Raw genomic sequence first — 23,550 nt, forward strand, 5'->3', positions numbered from 1 at the left:
TCTCTGACCAGCCGTTATGCTTGATTTCGCGCTAACTATAAACCGGATTAACCGTTTTATTCGTCGTTCGCCCCGTAAAACTCATCGTCGACGGGCCCGATGAGGATGTCGGCAGGGGGAACGTCGACCGTCCGCGACGCTTGCGGAACGGGTGCAGGGTCGTCGTCGAAGTCGAAGAACTTGCCACGAACGCGCTCATAATTGATCGTCGGATCGTACAGCGGACCGGTCACGTCGAGCGACAGATCGCGGGCCTCGGCAAGACCCATGGCGGCGAGCAGCGTGAACCCTGCAACGTAGGCGTTGCGTCGCGCAGTAACCAGATCGACCCGCGCCACCAGCAATTCCTGCTCGGCATTGAGAACGTCGAGGATTGTGCGGTTGCCGATCGAGTTTTCGGCACGCACGCCTTCGAGACTGAGTTCGGCGGCGGCGATCGCTTCCTGGCTGCTCTCGATAATGGCGTTTGCTGCTGCAAGGTTGGCCCAGGCGGAGCGGACCTGCGCGATGACGTCGCGCTCGACCGCGGTTACGAACTCGTATTGCGACAAGGCGCGCTGCTGTGCCTGCCGCCGCAGGGCAGCGGGGCGGCCCCCTTGGAACAGCGGAAGCGAAAGCTGCACACCGACTTGGACCGAAGTCGTGGTCTGGCCGATAGTCGGCTGGACCGGAGACGGAACGGGATCGGTTGGATCAAGGATGACGCCGGTCGACCCGTCCAGCGATCCCAGATAATTGGCGTAGGAACCGCCGGTGAAGACGCTGACGCGCGGCAGCCTGCTGGCTCCGGCGACTTCGATATCGTAGCCTGCCGCCTGAGCACGTTCGCGCTCCGCAATGAGGTCGGGATTATTCTCGAGCGCGGTGGCGACCGCGACGCCGACGCTGTCGGGCAAATTGGGGAGCGGCGGCGGCGGTTGCAGATCCTGCGGCGCTTCGCCGACCAGCTGGACGTAGGTTTCGCGCGCGGCGATGAGATTGGCCGCCGCTGCGCGCAGGTCGGACTGGGCAAGAGCGAGGCGCGCCTGCGACTGCGCGACATCGGTCCGGGTCAGAATCCCGATTTCGAACCGGTCGCTGGTTGCCTGCAGATTGACGCCCAGGACATCGACCTGATTGGCCGACAACTCGTAGATCGCCTCGAACCGCAGCACGTCCATGTAAGCTGCGACGACCCGGCTGAAGATCGCGCTTTCCGTGCCTCTCAAATCGGCTTGCCCGGCCTGCACGCGCTCCTCTGCGGCGCGCACGGAGTTCTTGACCGCGCCGCCGGAATAGACGGGCACGCCCAGATCGATGCCCGCACCGAGCGTCCGGTCAGGTCCGTTGACCCGCGCAGGCTTGTCCTGAACGAACTCGATATATTGCGCGTCAGCCGTCACGCTTGGCCGACCGGCGGCCTTCTCGATCGGCACGTTCTCGTCGACGGCACGCTGTTGCGCCCGCGCCGACAACAGCGTCGGATTATTAATATATGCCTCGGCCAGCGCCTCTCGCAGCGTGTCCGCATGTGCGGGCGTCGACCACAGCGAGGCGAGGGCCGCACCGGCCAGAAGTCTGCGCTTTCCCCCCGCCATGTTCAGAACCGCCATTCCTTCCTGACGTCGAAAGCGTGCAGGACGGGAATGCCCGTGTCGAGCAGGGTCATGAGCGCGACGTGACCCCTCGTCTTGCGACCGCCGGCGATGCGGGTCACGCCCTTGGACAAGAGACCGGTCACGAGGCGGCCATCTTCTGTCAGCCGGTCGACGAGGGCAGGAGGCACTTGCTCAGCGGCGCCGTCGATCAGCAAGAGATCGTATTCGCCTTCGGGAACTTTGCCGGACACCGCCTCTTCGGGCGAGACGACCGTCATGGAACCGACCATCGGTTCGACCAAAGCGGGAAGATAGCCACTGCCGCCGTCGACGATCAGCGTGCGATCGGCTTCGCGGGGTCGCGCTTCCTGCAGCATCGTTCCGTGGAACAGCGGGCTGGCGAGAGCGCGACCGTCGCCCAGCGGGATCGAGCGGTCCATGTAGGCGAGCGCGCGATAGCTGTCGGGCACGAATTCCTCGCGGGGAACTTCGCCCATGCGGCGAAGCGCCGGCCCATCATTGACGCCGCTGGTGCGCAACTGACTGTCGATCATCGCTCTGCGCGCAGCGATATGATCGGTATTGGAGGTCCGGTCCGCGGTTTCGGCGGTCATCGCAAAGCCCCTTGCAGCATTTCTAGTGTGTTAAACATATAAGACAGTTCGTCAATCCCGTTTGCTTTATGTGCAAGTTCGATTGCGTCCAAGGTCTTTGACGCCATGTTGAAAATATAGCTAGGGCGGTGGGGCGGATACGGCACAATGCCTATGGCCAATCGGCTGGCAAAGGGAACAAATCGATGAACGACATGACGAGCACGACCGAGACCATCATTCGTGAGGACGACCTTATCGAGACGGTCGCCGATGCGCTTCAGTTCATCAGCTACTATCATCCGATGGATTACATCCAGGCGCTCGGCAAAGCCTACGAAGCCGAGAAGGGCGCCGCGGCGAAGGATGCCATCGCGCAAATCCTGACGAACAGCCGGATGTGCGCCGAAGGTCATCGCCCGATCTGTCAGGATACCGGGATCGTGAACGTCTTTATCCGCTGGGGGCAGAGTTGCCGTCTGCAATCGACGCGCTCCTTGCAGGAGGTTGTCGATGAGGGCGTCCGGCGCGCCTACACCCATCCCGACAACAAGCTGCGCGCCTCGATCCTCGCAGACCCCGCTTTCACCCGGCGCAATACCCGCGACAACACGCCCTGCGTTCTCTCGGTCGAGATGGTTCCGGGCAATACGGTCGGGATCGACGTCGCCGCGAAGGGCGGGGGCAGCGAGAACAAATCGAAGTTCAAAATGATGAACCCGTCCGATAACATCGTCGAATGGGTGGTCGAACAGATACCCTCGATGGGCGCAGGCTGGTGTCCGCCGGGAATGCTCGGCATCGGTATCGGCGGAACGGCCGAACATTGCATGAAGCTTGCGAAGCAGTCGCTCATGGACCCGATCGACATGGCCCAGTTGAAGGAGCGCGGTCCGCAATCCGACATCGAGCAATTGCGGATCGACATTTATGACGCGGTCAATGCGATGGGAATCGGCGCGCAAGGGCTGGGCGGCCTGTCCACCGTGCTCGACGTCAAGATTCTGGAATGGCCGTGCCACGCGGCGGGCAAGCCGGTCGGCATGATTCCCAACTGCGCGGCGACCCGCCATGCGCATGTAACGCTCGACGGATCGGGGCCGGCCTATCTCGAGCAGCCCGATCTCGACCGCTGGCCCGACGTCAACTGGCAGCCCGATGCAGAGGCGAAGCGCGTCGATCTCGACAACCTCACTCCGGAAGAAGTGTCGAGCTGGGAAATCGGCGACCGGCTGCTTCTTTCCGGCAAGATGCTGACCGGGCGCGACGCGGCGCACAAGCGCATCAAGGACATGCTCGAAAGGGGCGAGGAGCTGCCCGTCGATTTCAAGGGCAGGGCAATCTATTATGTCGGTCCCGTCGACCCGGTGATGGACGAGGTCGTCGGACCCGCTGGACCGACCACGGCAACGCGGATGGACAAGTTCACCGAAATGATGCTCGATCTCGGCCTTCTCGCGATGATCGGCAAGGCAGAGCGCGGACCCGATGCGGTGGACGTCATCAGCCGCTTCAAGACCGCTTACCTTATGGCAACGGGCGGAGCGGCCTATCTCGTCAGCCGGGCGATCAAGGGTGCGGAAGTCGTCGCATTCGAGGATCTCGGCATGGAAGCGATCTACGAGTTCACGGTCGAGAACATGCCCGTCACCGTCGCCGTCGATGCGGCGGGCAACAACGTGCACAAGGTAGCACCGCAGGAATGGCGCGAACGCATCAGAAACGAGGGACTTCTGCCCGTTTCCTGAGCCGCTTTTACAACCGCACCTAACCGCCCCTTAATGATGTCGAGCACCAGTCAAGGGTCGGCGACGCGTTTCGACCAAGCGTCGGCTGGCATCGACCGCCGTACTGGCCAGCGAAGCGCCTGTCGCGTAAAGCTGTCTGCCATATGAACAAGACGTCGCGCGAGTCCATCACCGCCGAACCGACCGAACGTGTGCCACTGAAGATCGTCCTGGCCTCAATCATCGGTTTGTGGGTCAGCTATTTCATCATCTTCACCCTGCGCGGCTGGGTCGTGGGTCTCGACGTACAAGGCGAGCTCATGCTGCGGCGCGGGGCGGTCATGCTCGCCGGGGCCGGAGCGACGTTCGGCCTGTGGCTGGTTCTGCGGCTGTTCGACCCGCGCCCGCTCGCCATTCAGGTGACCGCCGCGATCATCCTCGCCATGCCGACCGCTATGCTCATTGCGCAGGCGAACCAGTTCATCTTCGCCGATCTTGCAACTGAGCTCGAATCGAAAATGGCGCAGGATCGCGGCTTTTCGCTGCGGCGGGACGAGAACGGCAATATCATCATCGAAACACCGAACGGGGGCGAGGGCAGTATCGACGATGCGATTCCGGGGGGCACTTCCGCGTCGCAGGGCAGGGTGGTCCTGCCGGGAGAGACGTCGCGCGATCAGTGGACGCGCCTCATCGAACTGGCACTCAGCCAGTATTTCCTGCTCATCGCGTGGTCCGCCATCTATTTCGCGCTGCTCGCCGGGGCACAGGCCAAGGCGGCGGAGCGACGCGAGGGCGAATTTCGCCGGGCGGCCAAGGCGGCTGAGCTGCGCTCCCTGCGATATCAGGTCAATCCGCATTTCCTGTTCAATACGCTGAACTCGCTGTCCTCGCTTGTCATGACCGGCAAGACCGAGGCTGCTGAGGAAATGATCCAGGCGCTGTCGAGCTTCTATCGCCATTCGCTTACCGACGAGCCGACGATGGACGTGCCGCTCGACGAGGAGATCGCGCTGCAACGCCATTACCTCGAAGTCGAGGCGGTGCGTTTCCCCAGTCGCCTGCGGACGCGGTTCGAATACCCCCAGGAACTCGGCGAACTCAAGGTTCCCGGCATGATCCTCCAGCCACTGGTGGAGAACTCCGTCAAATATGCCGTGGCCGCCAATTCGACGCCGACCACCATAACCATTGCCGCGCGCGAGGAATTCGACCGGCTGGTGCTCAGCGTTTCTGACGATGGCGGACACAAGGTAAAGGAGGTCGGCGGTGGTGCCGAAGCGGAAGCGGGGGACAGGTCGCCCAAGAACGGGTTCGGCATAGGGCTCGCCAATGTCCGCGACCGGCTCGCCGCGCGCTTCGGCGACCGGGCGAGCCTGACCTCTGGCCCAACTCTCGACGGATACGAAACGGAGATCAGGATGCCGCTGGTGACACATGGCTGAACAGGAAACCGACGCGCCCGTGCTGCGGACCCTCATCGTCGACGACGAGCCGCTGGCGGTCGAGCGGATGCAGGTCATCTGCGCGAAGATCGACCAGCTTGCCGTGGTCGGCACGGCGAGCGACGGCGCGGCGGCGCTGCGCCTCGTCGATGCGTTGAAGCCCGATCTCATCCTGCTCGACATGACGATGCCCGAGGTCGACGGGTTGTCGGTCGCGCGCAAGCTGTCGAAGAAAGCCGAACGGCCCGCCGTCGTGTTCGTGACCGCGCATGACGAATATGCGGTCGATGCCTTCGATCTCGAAGCGGTCGATTACGTTTTGAAGCCGGTGAAGGCGGAACGGCTCGATCGCGCGATCCGCCGGGCGCTCGACCGCCGCGGAACGGGGACGGGCCGCAACAGCGAATGGCTGGAAGAATTATGGATTCCCCATCGCAGCGAACTCATCCGGATCGAGACGTCCGATGTCAGCCGCATCGATGCAGAGCGTGACTATGTCCGCCTGCATGTCGGCGAGCGATCCTATCTGCTCTTGCAGACGATTGCCGGGCTGGAAGAACGGCTCGATCCGACGCATTTCATCCGCATCCATCGCTCGACCATCCTGCGCAAGGACCATATTCGCGGCCTGCGCCACGACGGGCTCGGCGTCTGGTCGGCGGAACTGGAGGACGGCGAGGCGCTAAGGATCGGGCGGACCTATCTTCCGAAGGTCAAGGCGATGGCGGGCCGCTGACAGACCAGCATCCCGAAGCGCGAGATATCAGGCAGCGACTTCGAGCGCGACGTGCTCGGGATAGAAGCGCGGCGCGCGATCGGACCAGCCGGGCGCCGTGGCCGCTGCTTCGCTCAAGGATTGCAGCAGGTTCTTGCGCCGTTCGGGCCTGATCTGCGGCAGCGCGGCGGCGGCGCAGAAAGCGCTCGGCAGCCACGGCCGGATGCCCGGTCCGAGCAGGCGTTCGTAGAGGAAGCGGATGGCGGAGAACGACTCGATCCGCTCCTGCGACAGGTCGAAGGCGACGAGGCGAATGAGCTTGCTCATCATCGCTTCGAGCGCGCCGGTCGAGACGTCGTCGGGCAGTTCGACCCGGAAGTTCTTGAGGTCCTGGTAGATGACGTATTGCCGCCGGATCGAAGCGTTCTCCTGCGAATCGCGGGCCCACAGCTTGAAGGCGTCGCTCCGCGCCAGACCGATGTCGAGACTGCGCCGGATGTAACGCTGTTCGGCTGCGGTAAAGCTGGCGAATTCGCGCATTTCGGCGATCGTGACCGAAGCGGTGCGAGCGGTTGTCATCGTGATTACCCCTGTCCAAATCCTTGCAGACAGGTTTGCGCCCGAGATGGTTAACACGCCGTAATCGGGCGACGATTTTTCTGTTACTGAAAGCTTCCGGAGCCGGTTTTCAGATCAGTCCGGCGAGCGGACTCGAGGGGTCGGCATATTTGCGGGTCGCCATGCGCCCCGACAGATAGGCTTCGCGTCCGGCCTCGACCGCCAGCTTCATTGCGCGGGCCATGCGAATCGGGTCTTTCGCTTCGGCGATGGCGGTGTTCATCAGCGCGCCGTCGCAGCCCAGTTCCATGGCGATGGCCGCATCGCTCGCCGTTCCGACACCCGCATCGACGAGGACGGGGACTTTCGCCCCTTCGACGATCAGGCGAATCGTTACCCGGTTCTGGATGCCGAGCCCGCTGCCGATCGGTGCGCCGAGCGGCATGATTGCGACCGCGCCCGCCTGCTCTAGCTGTTGCGCCGCGATGGGATCATCCGCGCAATAGACCATCGGGTGAAAGCCCTCCTTCGCCAGAATCTCGGTCGCCTTCAGCGTCTCGCGCATATCCGGATAGAGCGTGCGCGCCTCTCCCAGCACCTCGAGTTTGACGAGATCCCAGCCGCCAGCCTCGCGTGCGAGGCGCAGCGTGCGAATCGCCTCGTCCGCATTGAAGCAGCCCGCGGTATTGGGAAGATAGGTCACTTTCTTGGGATCTATGAAGTCTGTCAGCATCGGCTGTTTCGGATCGCTGACATTGACGCGGCGGACCGCCACGGTGACGATTTCCGCGCCGCTTGCCTCGAGGGCGGCGGCGTTCTGCTCGAAATCCTTGTACTTGCCGGTTCCCACGATCAGGCGGCTGCGGAACGTCCTGCCGGCGACCGTCCAGCTGTCGTCGCCGGACGCCGGGTCTTCTCCGCCGCCCACGAAATGCACGATCTCCAGCTTGTCGCCCTCGGCAAGGGTTATCGTGTCCAGCTCGCTGCGCGGTGCGATCGCGCGATTGTGCTCGACCGCGACCTTCGCCGGTTCGAGTTCGAGTTCGCGGACGAGCTCGGCAATGGTGGAGGCGGAAGTGCGGCGGCTGTCGCCGTTGACGGTAACGTTGATGGGTGCGGTCATGACGACCTGCACTTAGTCGCCGCAGCGCTCCGTGCAAGCGGAGGAATGGGTGTGGCGGATATTGAGGACGTGACCGAGCGATACGAGCGCTACGCCGATGATGGTCAACACCGCCTCGTGCATGCCGTGCGGAACGGCAAGGGCGCCGCCCATGAAGCTGAGGCCGCTCATCGCGACGACGAAGGGTACGGGACGGCGGTGCTGCAACGCTCCCCAGCCGATCGCGACCGCCGCGACGATCAGCGCGACGACGAGGCCCGCCCGGTGCCAGAACGGGTCGAGCAGGATGTTGCCGCCGATGCCGAGCGAGGAAATAATCACGATCGTCGCAAGGCAATGCGCGGCGCACAGTCCGGAAAGGACGATGCCGACCCGGTCCAGCCGGCGGCGAATGGAGGGAATCAGGGAAGTCATGGTCTTGGGGCCATATATGTTATACAATAACATTTCACAAGCACAGGTTCCCCCTGCGTGGCGAAAAACCGCATGGTAGCTTCCTAATTTGCAACCTGTCCGGTCTTGCGTCCGGCGGCGTGCTTCCCCACTAGAAAGATCGTCATGGCCAGCCTTTCTCCTTCATCGTCTGCAACCGTTTCCGTGCCCGGATCGATGGGACGCACGAGGCCGGGCGCGCTGGCGATCTGGCTGTTCGTCGTCGCGGCGCTGGTCGTGGTGATGGTGACCGTCGGCGGCATCACGCGCCTCACCGAAAGCGGGCTGTCGATTACCGAGTGGAAGCCGATTACCGGGGCGATCCCGCCGCTCAGCGAAGCCGACTGGCGCGCCGAGTTCGAACTCTACAAGCAGATACCCGAATACCGGCAGGTCACCGGCCCGGCGGGGATGGATCTTGCCGCGTTCAAGTTCATCTATTTCTGGGAGTGGGCGCACAGGTTCCTCGGCCGGGTCATAGGCCTGGCCTTCGCCCTGCCGCTAGCGTGGTTCTGGATTCGCGGGGCGATCCCTGCCGGCTACAAGCCTCGGCTCGTGGCGCTGCTCGCACTCGGCGGTCTGCAAGGAGCGTTCGGCTGGTTCATGGTGCGCAGTGGATTGTCGGGCGAGATGACCGACGTGAGCCATTTCTGGCTGTCGATCCACTTGCTGACCGCGTTGTTCACGCTGACGGGACTGGTCTGGACGGCGCTCGACCTGCGCCGCCTCGCCGCCGTTCCGAGCGCTCGCCCGGCGCGCCTGACCCGTGCGACCATAGTCGTGGGTGCAATCGTGTTCGTCCAGTTGCTGCTCGGCGCATGGGTCGCCGGATTGGATGCTGGTCATGCGAGCGACAGCTGGCCTCTGATGCAGGGACAGCTTGTGCCGGAATACGACACGAGCCGCGGTTTCTGGTGGGCGGCGACGCATGATCCCTTCCTCCTTCACTTTCTTCACCGCTGGTGGGCTTGGGTGGCGGTCGTCGCGCTCGTCCTGTTCGCCCGCCGGGTGAAGCCCTTCGCGCGCGGTGCGTCGGTCGCGATCCATGTGGCCTTTGGCACGATGATCCTGCTCGGCATCGGGACCGTGCTGAGCGGCGTCGAATTGTGGGTGGCGGTCGCGCATCAGCTGGTCGGCGCGCTGCTGGTCGCCAGCCTTGCCTGGGGCGCGCATGTGCTTGGCCGGGTCCGCGCAGCGACAGCGGCCCGGATACCGGCGCCCGCCGCCGCCTGACCTCCGGGCTACCGAGTGCCAGCTGCGGGACGCTGCGGGGCAATACGGTATTATTTTACCTCTCCCGAGAGCCGCACGACGCTTGACTTGGCAGCCGATTGCGCCCAAATGCGCGCCAGCTTTGCCGCCGTCCGTCCGGGATCATCATCGATTCCCGTACGGCCCGGATCACGGCAGATCCCATCCGAACGTCGATAGAGAGATACGAGCCCATGAAGGCTATCAGCAAGGTGACGCGGTCGATCAAGCCGGCCGAAGTCGAGAAGAAATGGCACATCATCGATGCCGAGGGACTGGTCGTCGGCCGCCTCGCCGCGATCATCGCCAACATCCTGCGCGGCAAGCACAAGCCGAGCTACACCCCGCATGTCGATTGCGGCGACCACGTGATCGTCATCAATGCCGACAAGGTGAAGTTCACCGGCAACAAGGCGCAGACGAAGGTCTATTACAAGCATACCGGCCATGTCGGCGGCATCAAGGAAACCACTCCGGCGAAGGTCTTGGAAGGCCGCTTCCCGGAGCGCGTCCTCGAAAAGGCCGTGCAGCGGATGATCCCGCGCGGGCCGCTGGGTCGCGACCAGATGCGCGCCCTTCACCTCTATAACGGAACCGATCATCCGCATGGCGGGCAGAACCCCGAAACGCTCGATGTCGCTTCGATGAACCGCAAGAACAAGGTCTCCGCATAATGGCCGACGAGAAGAACACCGACAACGCCGCCGAGAACAAGGCGGAGGAAACGAACGCCGCGACTGCCGATACGGCAGCGACCGAAGGCAAGGACGAAACCGCGACGAAGGCGGACGCCAAGGCCGACGAGAAAGCCGAAGAGAAGACGGACACGAAGAGCGTTTCCGATCTCGGCGATCTCAAGGACATTGCTGGCGATGCGCCCGATGCCGACGCCGCTGCCATTGCGCAGTCGCCTTCCGCCCCGCTGCGCGAGCAGGAGCTCGACGCACAGGGCCGCGCCTATGCCACCGGCCGCCGCAAGGACGCCACCGCGCGCGTCTGGATCAAGCCGGGCAAGGGCAAGATTACCATCAACGGTCGTGACCAGGAACAGTATTTCGCACGCCCGACGCTGCGCCTTATCATCAACCAGCCCTTCGGCATCACCAGCCGCGAAGGCCAGTACGACGTCATCGCAACCGTTCGCGGCGGCGGTCTCTCGGGACAGGCCGGGGCAGTGAAGCACGGCATCAGCCAGGCATTGTCCAAGTTCGAGCCGGAACTGCGCTCCACGGTCAAGGCCGCAGGCTTCCTCACCCGCGACAGCCGCGTGGTCGAGCGTAAGAAGTACGGCCGGGCGAAGGCTCGTCGCAGCTTCCAGTTCTCGAAGCGCTGATCGACTTCGAAAACTGTCATCCCATGCGAAAAGGGCGGTCCTTGCGGGCCGCCCTTTTTCATTGCGCATTCCAATCAGCTTAGCGGACCGGGGGATCGGTCCTTGGAACGTCGCCGACAGGGGCGACCGGCTCGCCCGGCTTGCGCGGCGGTGTCGCATCCTCCGGCACATCGTCGATCCGCATCGCTTCGCTGGGCACGCTTTCGAGGTTGCGTACCTCGACCTTGAGTTCGCCATTCTCGAAATGCAGTTCATTGAAGCTCGGCGGAGTCGAACGGGTCCGCTTCGATAACGTCCCCGCCCCGATCATCCGCACCGGGCCGTGGACCGTTTCCTGCGTCAGATCGAACGCGTCATGGACATGGCCCGACAGGACTGCGGTCACGTTACGCTTGGCGAGTTCGGCCAGGGCCTTGTTGCCGTTCTTGGTCAGCGCCGTCCCCTCGGTCCCGACTTCGCGCAAGGGGTGATGCACGGCGACGAGCACCCTCGTCCCTTTCGGCAAGGCGTCGATCGCGGCCAGTGTCTTGCCGAGAGCGTCGTCCGTCACCCAGCCCTTCGACCAGTTGAAGCGCCACTGCGCCCGAACCGCCGTCTTCAGCGGGACGATGGCGATGCCCGGCAGGTCGATTTCCTTCTCGACCAGTTCTTCCATCCCCTTGAACCGCTTGTAGGGATCGAAGAACCGCTCGATCGGATTGAAATAGGGCATGTCGTGATTGCCGACTTCGACCGTTACCGGCACCTCGAGCGACAGGATCCAGTCACGCGCAGCATCGAATTCGCGGTGGCGTGCGCGCATCGTCAGATCGCCGGTAATGGCGACCGCGTCGGGCTTGCGGGTGGCGATTTCCTGCGCGACCCAGTCGAGCGCCTGGTTGTCCTCCAGCCCGAAATGGATGTCGCTGAGATGAAAGAGCAGGGCGTTGTCGGTCGTCATGCAAGCGGGCAAAGCAGATCGAGATCGAGGGTGGCAAGGGAAAACCGCTCGCGTGACTTTCCTTCGAACCGCTCGCCATCGACCATCAGGGGAATGGGGCTGTCGTCTTCGCTCGCGCAGGTGATAGCGGCAACGGGTTCGAGATCGTCATGCGGTCCGTCGCGGAAATTATGCTTCAGGATGGCAAGCCCCTGTCCGAGAAAGTCGCCGACCGTATCGGCGGTATACCCTTGGATCCGAATGCCCGAAGGCATCGGCGACAAGCGAACGCCGGCATAGCCATCTTCCTTGCCGCAAGCCGGATCGCGCAACAGAATCTTCGGCCCGCCCCAGCTTTCCGCAATCGCTTCCGCCGCCTCGCTCGCCGCGTCGGTAAAGTCGTTGTCGCGCAAGTCCTCGCGCACATCGGCCCATTTCGCACCCGGCCCCGCCAGCACTTCGGACAGACCGAAGACCGAACTGCCTCTGACGCACCGGATGCGGCAGGGTTCGAACTGGCCGTTCATGTACCGTTGCACGATGTCGCGGCTGTCGCATTCGTCGTAGAGCCTGTGGCAAAGCAGGTTCGCCGTGCCGCCGGGCAGGGCAAGCAGCGCGCCGCCCCAGCCTTCCAGTTCGCGCGTCGCATAGTTGAGCGAGCCGTCGCCGCCATGCACGACGAAGTGATCGACCCCCGCCCGCTCCAGGTCGCCGCGGCTGGGCTGACCATCGGCCTTGCAGTCAATGACGTTTACGGCATCGGCATTGCCTTCGCCCAGCATGGTGCGCAATTCGGCGATCAGCTCTTCCTGATGGCTCCCGCTTGTCTCGTTCACCATCAGCCAGCGTCTTCGCGATCGGTTCGCAGGCTCTCCCATATGCATGACAGCGCGGCGAATATGCGAACGTTCCCGCGCAGCATCCCTTATTTCAGCCGTGGATTCTCAGCCGTCGTTCCAGACTACAAAAATGAAGGTCGCGCCGTTCAGCATCGCATAGATGCCGTATGCGATGCCAGCGGCACCATGCCCCTCGCTCGTGAGGACCATCGCCGAGACCAGCAGGATGAACTCGAGGATGAGGCTGCCGCGCCCGCCATTGTCGCGCAGGAATCGCGGAACGTGGCGAAGCGCGGGATGGCCGCTTGCGAGAAACGCCTTGAGAATCGCAAAATTACCGATTCCGAGGAGAAACAGGGCGATTATTGCGACCGACAAGCGTCGAACCTCATCTTTGGTCGATGGCGATTGGCTGTTCGTCCGGTCATTTCGTCCATTTGTCCAATCGACTGTCCGCCGGTCGACGGCGTGATGCGCGTGCCTTCGATCCCGCTACTTTCATAACTGCGAACAACGCCCGGCCCAAGTCCCCGAGGGTTCGGATAAACGATACAGATATGGAGGATTTTATGAAGACAGCATTTACCCTTTTCGCCGCCGCCAGCGCCCTTGCCGTTGCCATGCCCGCTTCGGCGCAGATGGTCGAACAGGCGCAGATCGAAGTCGAATACACCGACCTGAACCTCGCATCGCAGAAAGGTCAGGACCGGCTCGAACGCCGCCTGAAGAAAGCCGCGCGTGAAGTCTGCGGCCTCGACCAGCAGCGCACCGGCAGCCGGATCGTCGATCAGAAAACACAGGCTTGCTACAAGATGGCCATGGCGACCGCGATGGAGCGGCATGCCGCCCTCGTGGCCGATCACCGTTTGGGCGGCTGAATTTCCCGGCTAGCCCGAACCCCGGCCGGCCCAGTCCCCCGGCCGGGGTTCATCTTTTCCGCTTCGTGAAAGCACGCGACAGGCCAAAGCATTTTCCTACATGTTCGCGAAGTGTTCTTCTCACGCGCATGTCATCGATTCGCCTGCGCACCATCTCCGATTTTCAGGGCCACGCCATCATGGTGCAGGCCCATTGCACCGCCTGCGGACACAAGTCCGAATTGCATCCGGTGGCTTTGCGAAAACATTGCGCGAAGACGGGCGTCGGCCTCCTCGTGCACCATGTCGAGCGCCGGTTGCGCTGCGGCGTATGCAAGGAACGACGCGCACATATCTATCCAGGCCGCTCCATGCCGGAAGAGAGCCACGGCTGACCCGAGCGGCGCCTCGTCAGTGCCTTACTTCCGAAAGCTCGGACGGACATTCAACTTCAACGATTATTGCAGCCTTGGCTGTGCAATGTTCGCACTCGATAGTTGCTGAACGAAATTAGGTCTATGGACCGATCATCTCCATTTGGTACACAATTGTCATCGTCCAGCGCCCTTCGGTCGGATTGCCCTGCTCATCGATTGCGGGTTCGAACCGAGCATGCGTCGCAAGACCATCACACGCTGCCTGATCAAGTATTGCGTGGCCGCTTGAATCAATCACGTCGCAATCGGAAGTCCGGCCGGTCGGATCGATGGTCAACCTGACCTTCACTCTACCTTGCTGCCCGAGCCTGATCGCTTCGGATGGGTAGTCCATGATAATCGCCATAGCAGTTGCATTGTAGTCGATCGGACGCGCCCCCGAAGGGCCCATGCGCTGCGTCTGGCTGCCTTTGTCGATAATATCCTTACCCGTAGCGGATTCGTCCGCTAGCGCCGCAGCGCCCAATGCTGCGCTGAGAACGCCCAAGCTTACCGCCGTGCCAATTTGGAAAATCGATTTAGGTCGCATCATAACCCCCCTCAGCTACGATAGAGACCGTCGAGCCGGTCGCCGTAGCGCTCCTTAATCTTGTGCCGCCTGATCTTCATGCTCGGGGTCATTTCCCCGTTTTCGATCGAAAACGGTTCGTCGGCGAAGGTGAACTGCCGCACCTTCTCGGTAATCGAGAGGTCCTGGTTCACCCGGTCGACCGCGGCGCGCACGGCGTTCTTGAAAGCGGGAAGATCTTGCAACTGCTTGCAGTCGAACTCCTTGCCCTGCGCCCGGCACCATTCGAGCTGCCACTCGGCATCCGGCACGATCAGCCCGACGACGTAGGGACGCCGGTCGCCCGAGACCATCGCCTGCGCGATCTCGGGTTGCAGCGTCAGCATCCCCTCGAGCTTCTGCGGCGCGACATTGTCGCCCTTGTCGTTGACGATCATGTCCTTCTTGCGATCGGTGATGACGATCCGGCCCTTCTCGTCGAGATGGCCGATATCGCCCGTATGCAGCCAGCCGTCCTGGATGGTGCGCTGCGTTTCCGCTTCGTTGCGCCAATAGCCCTGCATGACGAGTTCGCCGCGGCACAGGATTTCACCATCCTCAGCAATCCGCACCTCGACCCCCTTCATCGGCGGCCCGACAGTGTCCATGCCGATACTGGCGCGCGGGCGATTGCAGCTGATGACCGGACCGGCCTCGGTCTGGCCATAGCCTTGCAGCATAGTGAGGCCCATCGCGTCGAAGAACAGCCCGACCTCGGGATTGAGCGGCGCGCCGCCCGACACCATCGCCTTGATCCGACCCCCGAATTTCTGCCTGATCTTCGGGCGCAGCGCCTTGTCGAGCACGAAGTCCATCGGCCGGTCGGCAAGGCGGACGCGGCCATCCTGCTTGCGCTCTCCGATCTCGAGCGCGCGGTCCATCATGAAATTGGCGAGCTTGCCCTGCTTTGCCACCTGTTTCATGATCCGCGTACGCAGCACCTCGAACAGGCGGGGGACGACCACCATCAGCGTGGGCCGGACTTCCTCGATATTGCCCGCGAGTTTCTCCAGCCCTTCGGAATAATAGATTTCCGCCCCCACCCCGATCGGCAGGAATTGGCCGCCGGAATGTTCATAGGCGTGGGAGAGCGGGAGGAAGGACAGGAACCGCTCGTCCTCGATCCCGAAGTCCTCGTTCAGGATTTCCGCCGCGCCCGCGACGTTGCACAGGATGGCGCCGTGATGCTGCTTGACGCCGCGCGGGGCGCCGCCCGTGCCGCTGGTATAGATGATGCAGGCGGTGTCGTTTCGCCCGATACTCGCGATCCGCTCTTCCGCAGCCGCCCGGGCTGCCTCGGCATCGCCTTCGAGCATCGCGTCCCAACTGTGATATTCGAAGCCGCTCGACTGCTTGCGGTGCAGGTCCTCAATCCCGATGACGTGCTCGGTGACGCCGCTCGCCTGCAAGGCTCCGTGAAGCGGTCCGAGCAGCTTTTCGGTGGAGACGATCGCCGCGCGTGCCCCCGAATTGTCGAGGATGTGGACGTGGTCGCGCTCGGTATTGGTGATGTAGGTCGGCACGGTGATGCATCCCGCCGCCATGATCGCGAGGTCGGCGATGCACCATTCGGGCCGGTTCTCGCTGACGAGGACGACGCGGTCGCCATCGCCAAGGCCCAGCTTCCGCAAGTTCTCCGCCAGAAGACAGACCCGTTCCGCCGTTTCGCCCCAGCTTATCGTCTGCCATTCGCCGTTGCGCTTGGCACCCAAAAAGGGGCGGTCGGCGCGGGCATCGGCGCGTTTGAAGAACAACTCGACCAGATTGTTTGCCGTGTCGATATCATCGAGGACCATGCGTGGCGCTCTCCCATTGCCCGCAAATCGAATTGCCGCGGGTCTTGAGGTTTGTTTAGGCCGCGAAGCCCCCTCGCGGCAAGTCGTCCCTATTCCTGCGTTTCGAGCAATCCGTCGAGCCGCGGATCGCGCGCCGCGACCCAGCCAGTTTGCGTGCGATAAACGCCGCCAGCCTTCAGTGGCGGACTGGCGGTTGCGATGTCGTCATGGCCGAGCGCCGCGAACGCCGCCTTGCGGTCCGCCAGCCAGCTGCTCTCTTCCAGAAGGAGGCGGTCCCCGAACGCCATGATGAAGGGCAGGCCGAGCGCATCTTCGATGTCCAGACCGAAATCGATGATGCCGATGATGCTGCGCGCGGTCTGCACCGGGATGGTGCTGCCGCCGGCCGCGCCGATCGCGAGAACCGGCTCACCCTGCGGATCGTAGACGACCATCGGAGCCATCGAACTGCGCGGGCGCTTGCCGCCCTCGACACGGTTCGCGACCGGCACTCCGTCGCGCATCGGCGAGAAGCTGAAATCGGTCAGTTCGTTATTGAGGAAGAAACCGCCATAAGTGAGGCCCGAGCCGAACGGCCCCTCGATGGTCGAGGTGTAGCTGACCATCGCGCCTTCCGCATCGACGACGGCGAAATGGGACGTGCCATTCTCCGGCGGTTCGTCGCCGTCGCTTGCCACCGTGACGACGCCGCGAGGCCGCCCGGCGGCGACGTCATCGAGCGCGGTATCGGGCGAGATGAGCGCGCTGCGCTCGGCCAGATAATCGCGCGCCACCAGTCCCCTCACCGGCACGGACACGAAATCGGCGTCGGCGGCGTAGAGTTCGCGGTCGGCATAGGCGAGCCGCTGCGATTCGACGAACAAATGCCAGGTCACCGGGTTGTCCGCGCCCAGTGCAGCGAGGTCGAAGCGTTCGAGTTGCCCCAAAATCTGGATCACCGCGATCCCTCCCGACGATGGCGGTCCCATTCCGCAAATCCGGTAGTCGCGATAGGAACCGCAGACCGCATTACGCATGGGCGCTTCGTAAGACGTCACATCGTCCCGCGTCATGCCAATTCCGCCGGGAGTCGCGGCGGCGACCGTCGCGGCGAGTTTATCGGCATATTGTCCCTTGTAGAAATGGTCAGGACCGAGCGCGGCAATCCGCTCCAGCGTTTCGGCAAGCGCGGGATTGACGATGCGCGTGCCAGCCGCGACCGGCGCGCCATCGGCGGTGTAATAGAGCGAGCGCCCGAACTCGGTGACGCCGGCCCGATCGATCTGTCCCTCCAGCGACTGGTGAAGCCGCCGGTTCGCAAGGAAGCCGTCACGGGCAAGCACGATAGCGGGCTGGAACAGCTCTTCCCAGGCCAATGAACCGTTTGCCGCGTGAGCCTTTGCCGCCAGCGCGATGTTGCCCGGAACGCCGACGCTGAGGCCGGTCGTCACCACTTCGCGATAGGATAGCGGGTCGCCTTCTTTCCCGAGAAACCAGTTCGGCCCGGCGGCTGCCGGGGCGGTTTCGCGGCCATCGAAAGTCACGACCGTGCCGTCCGCGCTTCCGTGAACGAGAAAGCCGCCGCCGCCTATGCCGGAGGATTGCGGCTCGACCACCGTCAGGGCGAGCATTACCGCGATGGCTGCATCCGTGGCGTTTCCGCCCTTTGCGAGGATTGCTTCGCCCGCGGCCTGTGCGCGCGGGTCGGCGGCGCTGACGGCGCCGGTCCTCGCTTGGGCCTGTGGCGGCGAAAGGGCAGGCTCACCCGGTTTTTCGAGAGTGGCGCAGCCCGACAGGACAAGCGCGGCGGGCAGCGCGATAAGCAACGGTCGCATCGTCATGCCGTCCGGCTACTCGGTCCCGACCGCTTCTTCAATGCTCGCAAACCCGTCGCGCCGCATGAGGTCTTCGAGCTGCTTGACGATCCGGCGGGCGAGGCCGGGCCCCTCGTAGATGAGCGCGCTGTAAAGCTGGACGAGGCTCGCCCCGGCACGAATACGCTGCCAGGCATCCTCTGCACTCGCAATGCCGCCGACCCCGATCAGGGGGAGCGCCTCGCCTGTCGCCGTGCGAAAGTCGCGCAGTCGGGTAAGCGCGAAATCGCGCAATGGCGCACCGGAAAGGCCGCCCGCCTCACTGCGATTGCCGCTTTGCAAAGCGGGGCGCGAAATGGTCGTATTGCTGACGATCAAGGCATCCAGCCCCTTGTCGATCGCGATGCGGGCGATGGCATCGACATCCGCCGGTTCGAGATCGGGCGCGACCTTCAGGAAAACGGGCGGGGCGGCAGTTGCTCGCTCGCGCGCTTCGCTGACCGCGTCGAGCAGCGCGACGAGCGCGCCTTCGTCCTGCAAGGCGCGCAGCCCCGGCGTGTTGGGGCTGGAGATGTTGACGACGAGATAGGATGCGAGCGGCGCCATCATTTCCGCGAGCACGGCGTAGTCGGTAATGCGATCCGCGGAATCCTTGTTCGCGCCGATATTGACGCCGACGATGCCGCCCTTCTCGCTACGCGCGGCAAGGCGTTTGCGGGCGACCGCAGCCCCGTCATTGTTGAACCCCATGCGATTGATGACGCCGTGATCTTCCTTCAGCCGAAACAGCCGCGGCTTCGGATTGCCCGCCTGCGGCAGGGGCGTGATCGAGCCGATCTCGGTAAAGCCGAAGCCGAGACCGAGCAGCGCGTCGGGCACTTCCGCATTCTTGTCGACCCCGGCGGCCACCCCGACCGGATTGGGAAAGTCGATCCCCGCCACGCGAATCGCCAGCGGTCCGGGCCGCGATCGGGGCAGGGCAGGCGCAAGGGCCAGTCCGCGAATCGTGAGGCGATGTGCCCGTTCTGGTTCGATTGCGAAGAGAAGCGGGCGGGCGATGTCGAACAGCATGACGGTGCTCTTACCTGCCCAAAAAGCCCTGCGTCGAGCGGTTTTCCTCGGGTTCCTCGAATCGTCGCGAGCGTATCAGATTGAAACAATAAGAGCGAAAGAGGGGGGTGCGTGTCGTATCCTTACAATCGCTGTGTCAGAAACTTGCTAGGGACAAACTGCGACCCGAAGAGCTCGAGCATCCATGTTCCGAGTTCTTAGACTTTTGAGGCGGCTTCCCGGTTTCGGGAAGTCGCCCATTTCTTTTCGAGGGTTGAGCTTTTTCATCGCGTGGCGGTTGCTCCCCGCAGGGCAGGGGTGGCTTTTCCTCGCGGCAGCGGCCACATAATCCGGCAATGTTTCAATCATGCCGGAGTAAGCCGATGTCATCCATTCGTACCGTTCTCGCCTGCGCCCTTGCAGGAACGGCCCTTTCCGCCTGCTCGACCTATCGCGGCGATGTCGCCACCGCCGAAACCGTCGGTGTTCAGGCGCCACGCGTCGCCGCAGCCGAAGCGCCGCAAAGCATTGCTACGGCAGAGGACATCGACACGCTGTTCGCCGAATATGACGAGGCCTCGCTCGAACTTTCTCCGATTTCCAAGTCCTATCGCGGTATCCGCGACGAGGATTACGGACGTTGGGGCGATTTCAGCGATGCTGCCGAAGTCCGGTCCGAGGCGCTGCTGCAATCGACCGCCGAGGCGATGCGCGAGAATTTCAGCCCATCCGCGCTCGATGAAAGCGACGCGCTGTCCTATCGCCTGTTCGACGCGATGGCGAAGCGCTCTGCCTCGCTGTTCCCTTATCGCGACTACGGCTACATCTTCGATCAGATGAACGGGGCGCAAAGCCAGCTTCCCGCCTTCCTCATCAACATCCACTCGGTCGATAATGCGGATCAGGCACGCGACTACATTTCCCGCATCCAAGGGATCGGACCCGGCCTCGACACGCTGATCGCCGAATCGCGCGAGCGTGCGAATGACGGGGTGATGCCGCCCGACTGGGTCTATCCCTATGTCATCTCCGACATCGGGAACCTGCTATCGGCAGGCGACGACAACGCAGTCCTCGAGGATTTCGCCGGCAAGGTGGATGCGCTCGAGGTGCCTGAGGCGGAAAAGGCCACGCTGAAGGCGAATGCGGTGAGCGCTTGGGATAGCTCGGCCCGCCCGGCCTATGAGCGATTGCTCGCCGAAATGCAGCGGCAACAGGCGAACGCTCCGACACAGGACGGCGTCTGGCGCTTCCCCGAAGGTGCGGCCTATTATCAGGCGCTCCTGTCCAACTATACCACCACCGACCTCACCGCTGACGAGATTCACGCGATCGGCCTGCGCGAAGTGGACCGTATCCACGGAGAGATGCGGGACATCATGGAGGAGGTCGGGTTCGAGGGCGATCTGCAGGACTTTTTCGAATACACCCGCACCGACGACCGGTTCTATTACGACAATCGCGAGGATTACCTGCGCGATGCCGAGGCGGCGATCGCCCGGATCGAGCAGAAACTGCCGGAATATTTCGGCGTCCTTCCCGACAAGGAACTGACGATCAAACCGGTCGAGGAATTTCGTGAGCAGTCCGCCGGCAAGGCGTTCTATTCGCGCCCCGCCCCCGACGGTTCGCGGCCCGGAACCTATTACGTCAATCTCTACAATCTGAAGGACATGAGCAAGAACGAGCTGGAGGCGCTCGCCTATCACGAGGGCATTCCGGGTCATCACCTGCAGCTGGCGATCCAGACCGATCTCGGCGACCTGCCGCCCTTCCGCCGGTTCGGCGGCGTGACCGCCTATACCGAGGGCTGGGGGCTCTATTCCGAGGAACTGGGCAAGGACATGGGTTTCTACACCGATCCGTATTCCGACTTCGGACGGCTCGGCATGGAGCTATGGCGTGCGGCGCGGCTCGTCGTCGATACGGGGCTTCACCACAAGCGGTGGAGCCGCGAGGAAGCCATCCAGTATCTGAAGGACAACACGCCCAATCCCGACGGCGACATTCGCAAGGCGATCGAGCGCTATGTCGTCTATCCGGGACAGGCGACCGCCTACATGATCGGCAAGCTCAAGATCATGGAGCTGCGCGAACGCGCCCGGACTTCGCTCGGGCCGGCCTTCGACATTCGCGAATTCCACGACGTCGTCCTGACGAGCGGCCCCGTGCCTCTGTCGATCCTGGAAGAGAACGTCGACGCCTATATTCGCGACGAACTCGCAATGGCGGGCGGCTGAGGCGGTCGAACCGCCGTCCGCCGCTCCGATCAATCGATCTTGCCGGCGATCAGCTGTGCAAGGTCGGTTTCGGGCCGCGGGCCGTAATGCGCGATGACTTCGGCGGCGGCGAGCGCGCCCCGTCGAAGGCAGCGCTCGAGCGGTTCGCCTTTTACGTGGCCCGACAGGAAGCCGGCCGCGAACTGATCGCCCGCGCCGGTCGTATCGACGACCTTCGCGACCGGTTCGGCGGCCACTTCCGCCCGCTCTCCACCGGCAAGCGCGACCGCGCCGTTGGGACCGCGCGTGGCGACGAGGACCGGTAGCTTGTCCTTCAGCGCGGCGATGCCGTCCTCGAATTCTGTCTCGCCGGTCAGCGTCGCCAGTTCGCCTTCATTGACGAAGAGGATGTCGATCATCCCTTCCTCGATCAGCGCGCGAAAATCGTCGCCGTGCCGGTCGATGACAAAGCTCTCGCTGGCGGTGAACGCGACCTTGCGCCCCGCACCGCGCGCGACGGAGATTGCCCGCCGCATGGCTCCGCGCGGTTCTTCCGGATCCCAGAGATAGCCTTCGAGATAGAGGATGGACGCGGAGCGGATGGCCTCTTCGGTCAGCGCCGCCTCAGGCAGAAACTGCGACGCGCCCAGAAAGGTGTTCATCGTGCGCTCCCCGTCGGGGGTCACGAAGATGAGGCAGCGTCCGGTGGGCGGCTCGCCCTCGCGCGCCTCGGTGTCGAAGTCGATGCCGGCCGCGCGAATGTCGTGCGCGAAGACCTCGCCCAGCTGGTCGTCGGCAACCTGCCCGATGAACGCGCATTGCGCGCCGAGCGAAGCGAGACCCGCCAGCGTGTTCGCCGCCGAACCGCCCGAGATCTCCCGCGCCGGACCCATCGCATCGTAGAGTTCGGTCGCACGCTCCGTATCGACGAGGGTCATGCCGCCGCGATTGAGGCCGAGTTCCTCGATCAAATCGTCCTCGCAGGAGGCGATGACGTCGACGATGGCGTTGCCGATGGCGATGACGTCGTAGCGGGGTTCGGACATGGAGGCTCCTGACAGGCTGGATTAAGGTCGGTTGGACGATTGCTTGGCGCGCGTTAGCTTCTTGCGCCGCATCGGCCAAGCCCCAGCGGTCCCGCCAAGATTTGCGGGCTTGACGCTGGCGGGGCCGGGCAGCATCGCGAGCGACCTTGCCATGACCGAACTTCTCCGCGCCCTTTCCCTCTCCTTCGCCCAGCTTTCGGACAGGCGTATCCTTGCCGTACTCGCGAAGTCGCTCGGCTGGACGCTGGCGATCTTCGCAGGGCTGGGTATCGCACTATATTACGCCCTCGATGGGCTGTTCACGCGCTGGGGCGCGGGGCAAGCGAGCGAGTGGACGGGTCTCGTCACCTTGCTCATCGTGATCATCGGCAGCTGGTTCCTGTTCCGCATCGTGGCGCTCGCCGTCATCCAGTTCTTCGCCGACGATGTCGTGCGCGCCGTCGAAGAGCGCCATTATCCCGAAGCCGCCGAACAGATGCGCTCGCTGCCCTTCGCGCGTGAAATGCGCAATTCGACACGGGCAACGGTGCGGGCGCTGGCGCTCAATGCGCTGGCCTTGCCGGTGGCGCTCCTGCTGCTGTTCACCGCGATCGGTCCGGCCATCGTCTTCGCTCTCGTCAATGCCGTGCTGCTCGGGCGCGAATTGCGGGACATAGTCTGGCAGCGCCACCCCGCCGCCCATGCCACGAACGCGGCCAAGATTGCGCCCATCGGGTTCCTTACCCGCTTCCTGCTCGGCGGGGCGATCGTCGCCCTTCTCGCAATACCTTTCCTCAACCTGCTTGCGCCGGTCATCGGCGCGGCGAGTGCAACGCATCTCGTCCATCGCGGAGTATCCAGACGATGAAACTCTATTCCCGAATGTCCCTGCTCGCGGCCACCGTGTCGCTGGCAGCCTGCGTCCCCTCGACCGCGCCCGCCCCCGTGCAGCGGCCCACCCCGGCACCGCCGCAGCAGAGCGTTCCGCGGACCGATCCCGCTCCGCCTTCGGTCGGCTTCATCCCCCCGCAAATCCAGCGCATGCGCGGACTGGAGGACGTGATCGGACGCGATGCCGCCGGGCTGCAACGATTGTTCGGGCAGCCGCGCCTCCGCACGCCCGAAGGCGACGCGATGAAGCTGCAATTCACAGGCGAGCCGTGCGTGCTCGACATCTACCTCTATCCGCTGCGACCGGGAGCCGAGGCGGTAGCAACGCATACCGAGGCGCGCCGGGCGAGCGACGGTGCGGAGGTCGACAGGGCAAGCTGCGTGCGCGCCCTCAGGCGCAACTAGTCGCGCAAGACGTTCGGC

At 63.7% G+C, this 23,550-nt stretch carries 24 protein-coding genes; 11 read left to right on the forward strand and 13 right to left on the reverse strand.

The genetic code is table 11. From position 1 onward, the window contains the following. Positions 1-56: 56 nt before the first annotated feature. Both GRI38_RS12565 and GRI38_RS12570 read right to left on the reverse strand, forming a co-directional pair. Positions 57-1,592: a TolC family outer membrane protein gene (locus GRI38_RS12565; RefSeq protein ID WP_237487541.1), complete on the reverse strand. Its 1,536-nt coding sequence runs from the start codon at positions 1,590-1,592 to the stop codon at positions 57-59. After that, on the reverse strand, positions 1,580-2,191 hold the full coding sequence (locus tag GRI38_RS12570; protein ID WP_160684677.1) for a protein-L-isoaspartate O-methyltransferase family protein: 612 nt from the start codon (positions 2,189-2,191) through the stop codon (positions 1,580-1,582). The genes GRI38_RS12565 and GRI38_RS12570 overlap by 13 nt, the downstream gene beginning before the upstream one ends. A 185-nt stretch (positions 2,192-2,376) precedes the next feature. Between GRI38_RS12570 and GRI38_RS12575 the strand changes: the two genes are divergently transcribed. The 3 genes from GRI38_RS12575 (at position 2,377) to GRI38_RS12585 (ending at position 6,078) form a co-directional block, all read left to right on the forward strand. Next, complete coding sequence (locus tag GRI38_RS12575) at positions 2,377-3,918, forward strand: fumarate hydratase (RefSeq protein ID WP_160684680.1); 1,542 nt, start codon at positions 2,377-2,379, stop codon at positions 3,916-3,918. A gap of 143 nt (positions 3,919-4,061) precedes the next feature. Further along, positions 4,062-5,342 carry a sensor histidine kinase gene (locus GRI38_RS12580; RefSeq protein ID WP_160684683.1) on the forward strand — a complete coding sequence of 427 codons (1,281 nt, stop codon included), beginning with the start codon at positions 4,062-4,064 and terminating at the stop codon, positions 5,340-5,342. Beyond that, complete coding sequence (locus GRI38_RS12585; protein ID WP_160684686.1) at positions 5,335-6,078, forward strand: LytR/AlgR family response regulator transcription factor; 744 nt, start codon at positions 5,335-5,337, stop codon at positions 6,076-6,078. Before GRI38_RS12580 ends, GRI38_RS12585 begins: the two co-directional genes overlap by 8 nt. A gap of 27 nt (positions 6,079-6,105) precedes the next feature. On the opposite strand, the gene GRI38_RS12590 is transcribed toward GRI38_RS12585, so the two are convergent. The 3 genes from GRI38_RS12590 to GRI38_RS12600 form a co-directional block, all read right to left on the reverse strand. After that, positions 6,106-6,636, reverse strand: a complete 531-nt coding sequence (locus tag GRI38_RS12590; RefSeq protein ID WP_160684689.1) for a hypothetical protein — start codon at positions 6,634-6,636, stop codon at positions 6,106-6,108. A gap of 109 nt (positions 6,637-6,745) precedes the next feature. Continuing rightward, entirely contained in the window at positions 6,746-7,738 is a 993-nt protein-coding gene (thiS, locus tag GRI38_RS12595) for a sulfur carrier protein ThiS (RefSeq protein ID WP_160684692.1), read from the reverse strand. A gap of 12 nt (positions 7,739-7,750) precedes the next feature. After that, positions 7,751-8,152 carry a MerC domain-containing protein gene (locus GRI38_RS12600; protein WP_160684695.1) on the reverse strand — a complete coding sequence of 134 codons (402 nt, stop codon included), beginning with the start codon at positions 8,150-8,152 and terminating at the stop codon, positions 7,751-7,753. Between the two features lie 144 nt (positions 8,153-8,296). On the opposite strand from GRI38_RS12600, the gene GRI38_RS12605 reads away from it, so the two are divergent. From GRI38_RS12605 to rpsI, 3 genes are all read left to right on the forward strand, one after another. Continuing rightward, positions 8,297-9,403, forward strand: a complete 1,107-nt coding sequence (locus tag GRI38_RS12605) for a COX15/CtaA family protein (RefSeq protein WP_160684698.1) — start codon at positions 8,297-8,299, stop codon at positions 9,401-9,403. A gap of 212 nt (positions 9,404-9,615) precedes the next feature. Beyond that, on the forward strand, positions 9,616-10,095 hold the full coding sequence (gene rplM / locus GRI38_RS12610) for a 50S ribosomal protein L13 (protein ID WP_160684701.1): 480 nt from the start codon (positions 9,616-9,618) through the stop codon (positions 10,093-10,095). A gap of 188 nt (positions 10,096-10,283) precedes the next feature. After that, positions 10,284-10,754, forward strand: a complete 471-nt coding sequence (gene rpsI, locus GRI38_RS14170) for a 30S ribosomal protein S9 (protein WP_160684899.1) — start codon at positions 10,284-10,286, stop codon at positions 10,752-10,754. 79 nt (positions 10,755-10,833) lie between these two features. Here rpsI and GRI38_RS12620 read toward each other — a convergent pair whose 3' ends face one another. The 3 genes from GRI38_RS12620 to GRI38_RS12630 all read right to left on the reverse strand — a co-directional run bounded on the left by GRI38_RS12620 (position 10,834) and on the right by GRI38_RS12630 (position 12,890). Further along, entirely contained in the window at positions 10,834-11,694 is an 861-nt protein-coding gene (locus tag GRI38_RS12620) for a metallophosphoesterase family protein (RefSeq protein WP_160684704.1), read from the reverse strand. Beyond that, positions 11,691-12,512 carry a diacylglycerol kinase family protein gene (locus GRI38_RS12625; protein ID WP_160684707.1) on the reverse strand — a complete coding sequence of 274 codons (822 nt, stop codon included), beginning with the start codon at positions 12,510-12,512 and terminating at the stop codon, positions 11,691-11,693. The genes GRI38_RS12620 and GRI38_RS12625 overlap by 4 nt, the downstream gene beginning before the upstream one ends. Positions 12,513-12,617: 105 nt before the next feature. Continuing rightward, positions 12,618-12,890, reverse strand: a complete 273-nt coding sequence (locus GRI38_RS12630) for a hypothetical protein (RefSeq protein ID WP_160684710.1) — start codon at positions 12,888-12,890, stop codon at positions 12,618-12,620. A gap of 191 nt (positions 12,891-13,081) precedes the next feature. On the opposite strand from GRI38_RS12630, the gene GRI38_RS12635 reads away from it, so the two are divergent. Together GRI38_RS12635 and GRI38_RS12640 are read left to right on the forward strand one after the other, a co-directional pair. Next, on the forward strand, positions 13,082-13,390 hold the full coding sequence (locus GRI38_RS12635) for a UrcA family protein (protein ID WP_160684713.1): 309 nt from the start codon (positions 13,082-13,084) through the stop codon (positions 13,388-13,390). Positions 13,391-13,518: 128 nt separating this feature from the next. After that, entirely contained in the window at positions 13,519-13,764 is a 246-nt protein-coding gene (locus GRI38_RS12640) for a hypothetical protein (RefSeq protein WP_160684716.1), read from the forward strand. A gap of 121 nt (positions 13,765-13,885) precedes the next feature. Here the strand turns inward: GRI38_RS12640 and GRI38_RS12645 are convergent, their stop codons facing one another. The 4 genes from GRI38_RS12645 to GRI38_RS12660 all read right to left on the reverse strand — a co-directional run bounded on the left by GRI38_RS12645 (position 13,886) and on the right by GRI38_RS12660 (position 19,013). Further along, entirely contained in the window at positions 13,886-14,293 is a 408-nt protein-coding gene (locus GRI38_RS12645; protein ID WP_160684719.1) for an energy transducer TonB, read from the reverse strand. Positions 14,294-14,346: 53 nt separating this feature from the next. After that, positions 14,347-16,149, reverse strand: a complete 1,803-nt coding sequence (locus GRI38_RS12650) for an AMP-dependent synthetase/ligase (RefSeq protein ID WP_160684722.1) — start codon at positions 16,147-16,149, stop codon at positions 14,347-14,349. Positions 16,150-16,238: 89 nt separating this feature from the next. Then, positions 16,239-17,963, reverse strand: coding sequence for a gamma-glutamyltransferase (gene ggt, locus GRI38_RS12655; RefSeq protein ID WP_337191293.1), 1,725 nt, complete (start codon positions 17,961-17,963; stop codon positions 16,239-16,241). 15 nt (positions 17,964-17,978) lie between these two features. Then, positions 17,979-19,013, reverse strand: coding sequence for a quinone-dependent dihydroorotate dehydrogenase (locus GRI38_RS12660; RefSeq protein ID WP_160684728.1), 1,035 nt, complete (start codon positions 19,011-19,013; stop codon positions 17,979-17,981). Positions 19,014-19,375: 362 nt separating this feature from the next. Here GRI38_RS12660 and GRI38_RS12665 point away from each other — a divergent pair, with 362 nt between their 5' ends. After that, complete coding sequence (locus GRI38_RS12665) at positions 19,376-21,232, forward strand: DUF885 domain-containing protein (RefSeq protein WP_160684731.1); 1,857 nt, start codon at positions 19,376-19,378, stop codon at positions 21,230-21,232. A gap of 29 nt (positions 21,233-21,261) precedes the next feature. Here the strand turns inward: GRI38_RS12665 and GRI38_RS12670 are convergent, their stop codons facing one another. Continuing rightward, a complete protein-coding gene (locus GRI38_RS12670; protein ID WP_160684734.1) occupies positions 21,262-22,257 on the reverse strand; it encodes an adenosine kinase in 996 nt (331 codons plus the stop codon). Between the two features lie 151 nt (positions 22,258-22,408). Between GRI38_RS12670 and GRI38_RS12675 the strand changes: the two genes are divergently transcribed. Both GRI38_RS12675 and GRI38_RS12680 read left to right on the forward strand, forming a co-directional pair. Then, positions 22,409-23,104, forward strand: coding sequence for an EI24 domain-containing protein (locus GRI38_RS12675; protein WP_160684737.1), 696 nt, complete (start codon positions 22,409-22,411; stop codon positions 23,102-23,104). After that, positions 23,101-23,532 carry a hypothetical protein gene (locus GRI38_RS12680; RefSeq protein WP_237487543.1) on the forward strand — a complete coding sequence of 144 codons (432 nt, stop codon included), beginning with the start codon at positions 23,101-23,103 and terminating at the stop codon, positions 23,530-23,532. The genes GRI38_RS12675 and GRI38_RS12680 overlap by 4 nt, the downstream gene beginning before the upstream one ends. Positions 23,533-23,550: the final 18 nt, after the last annotated feature.

It is taken from the genome of Parapontixanthobacter aurantiacus (genome assembly GCF_009827635.1).
GTDB lineage: Bacteria > Pseudomonadota > Alphaproteobacteria > Sphingomonadales > Sphingomonadaceae > Parapontixanthobacter > Parapontixanthobacter aurantiacus.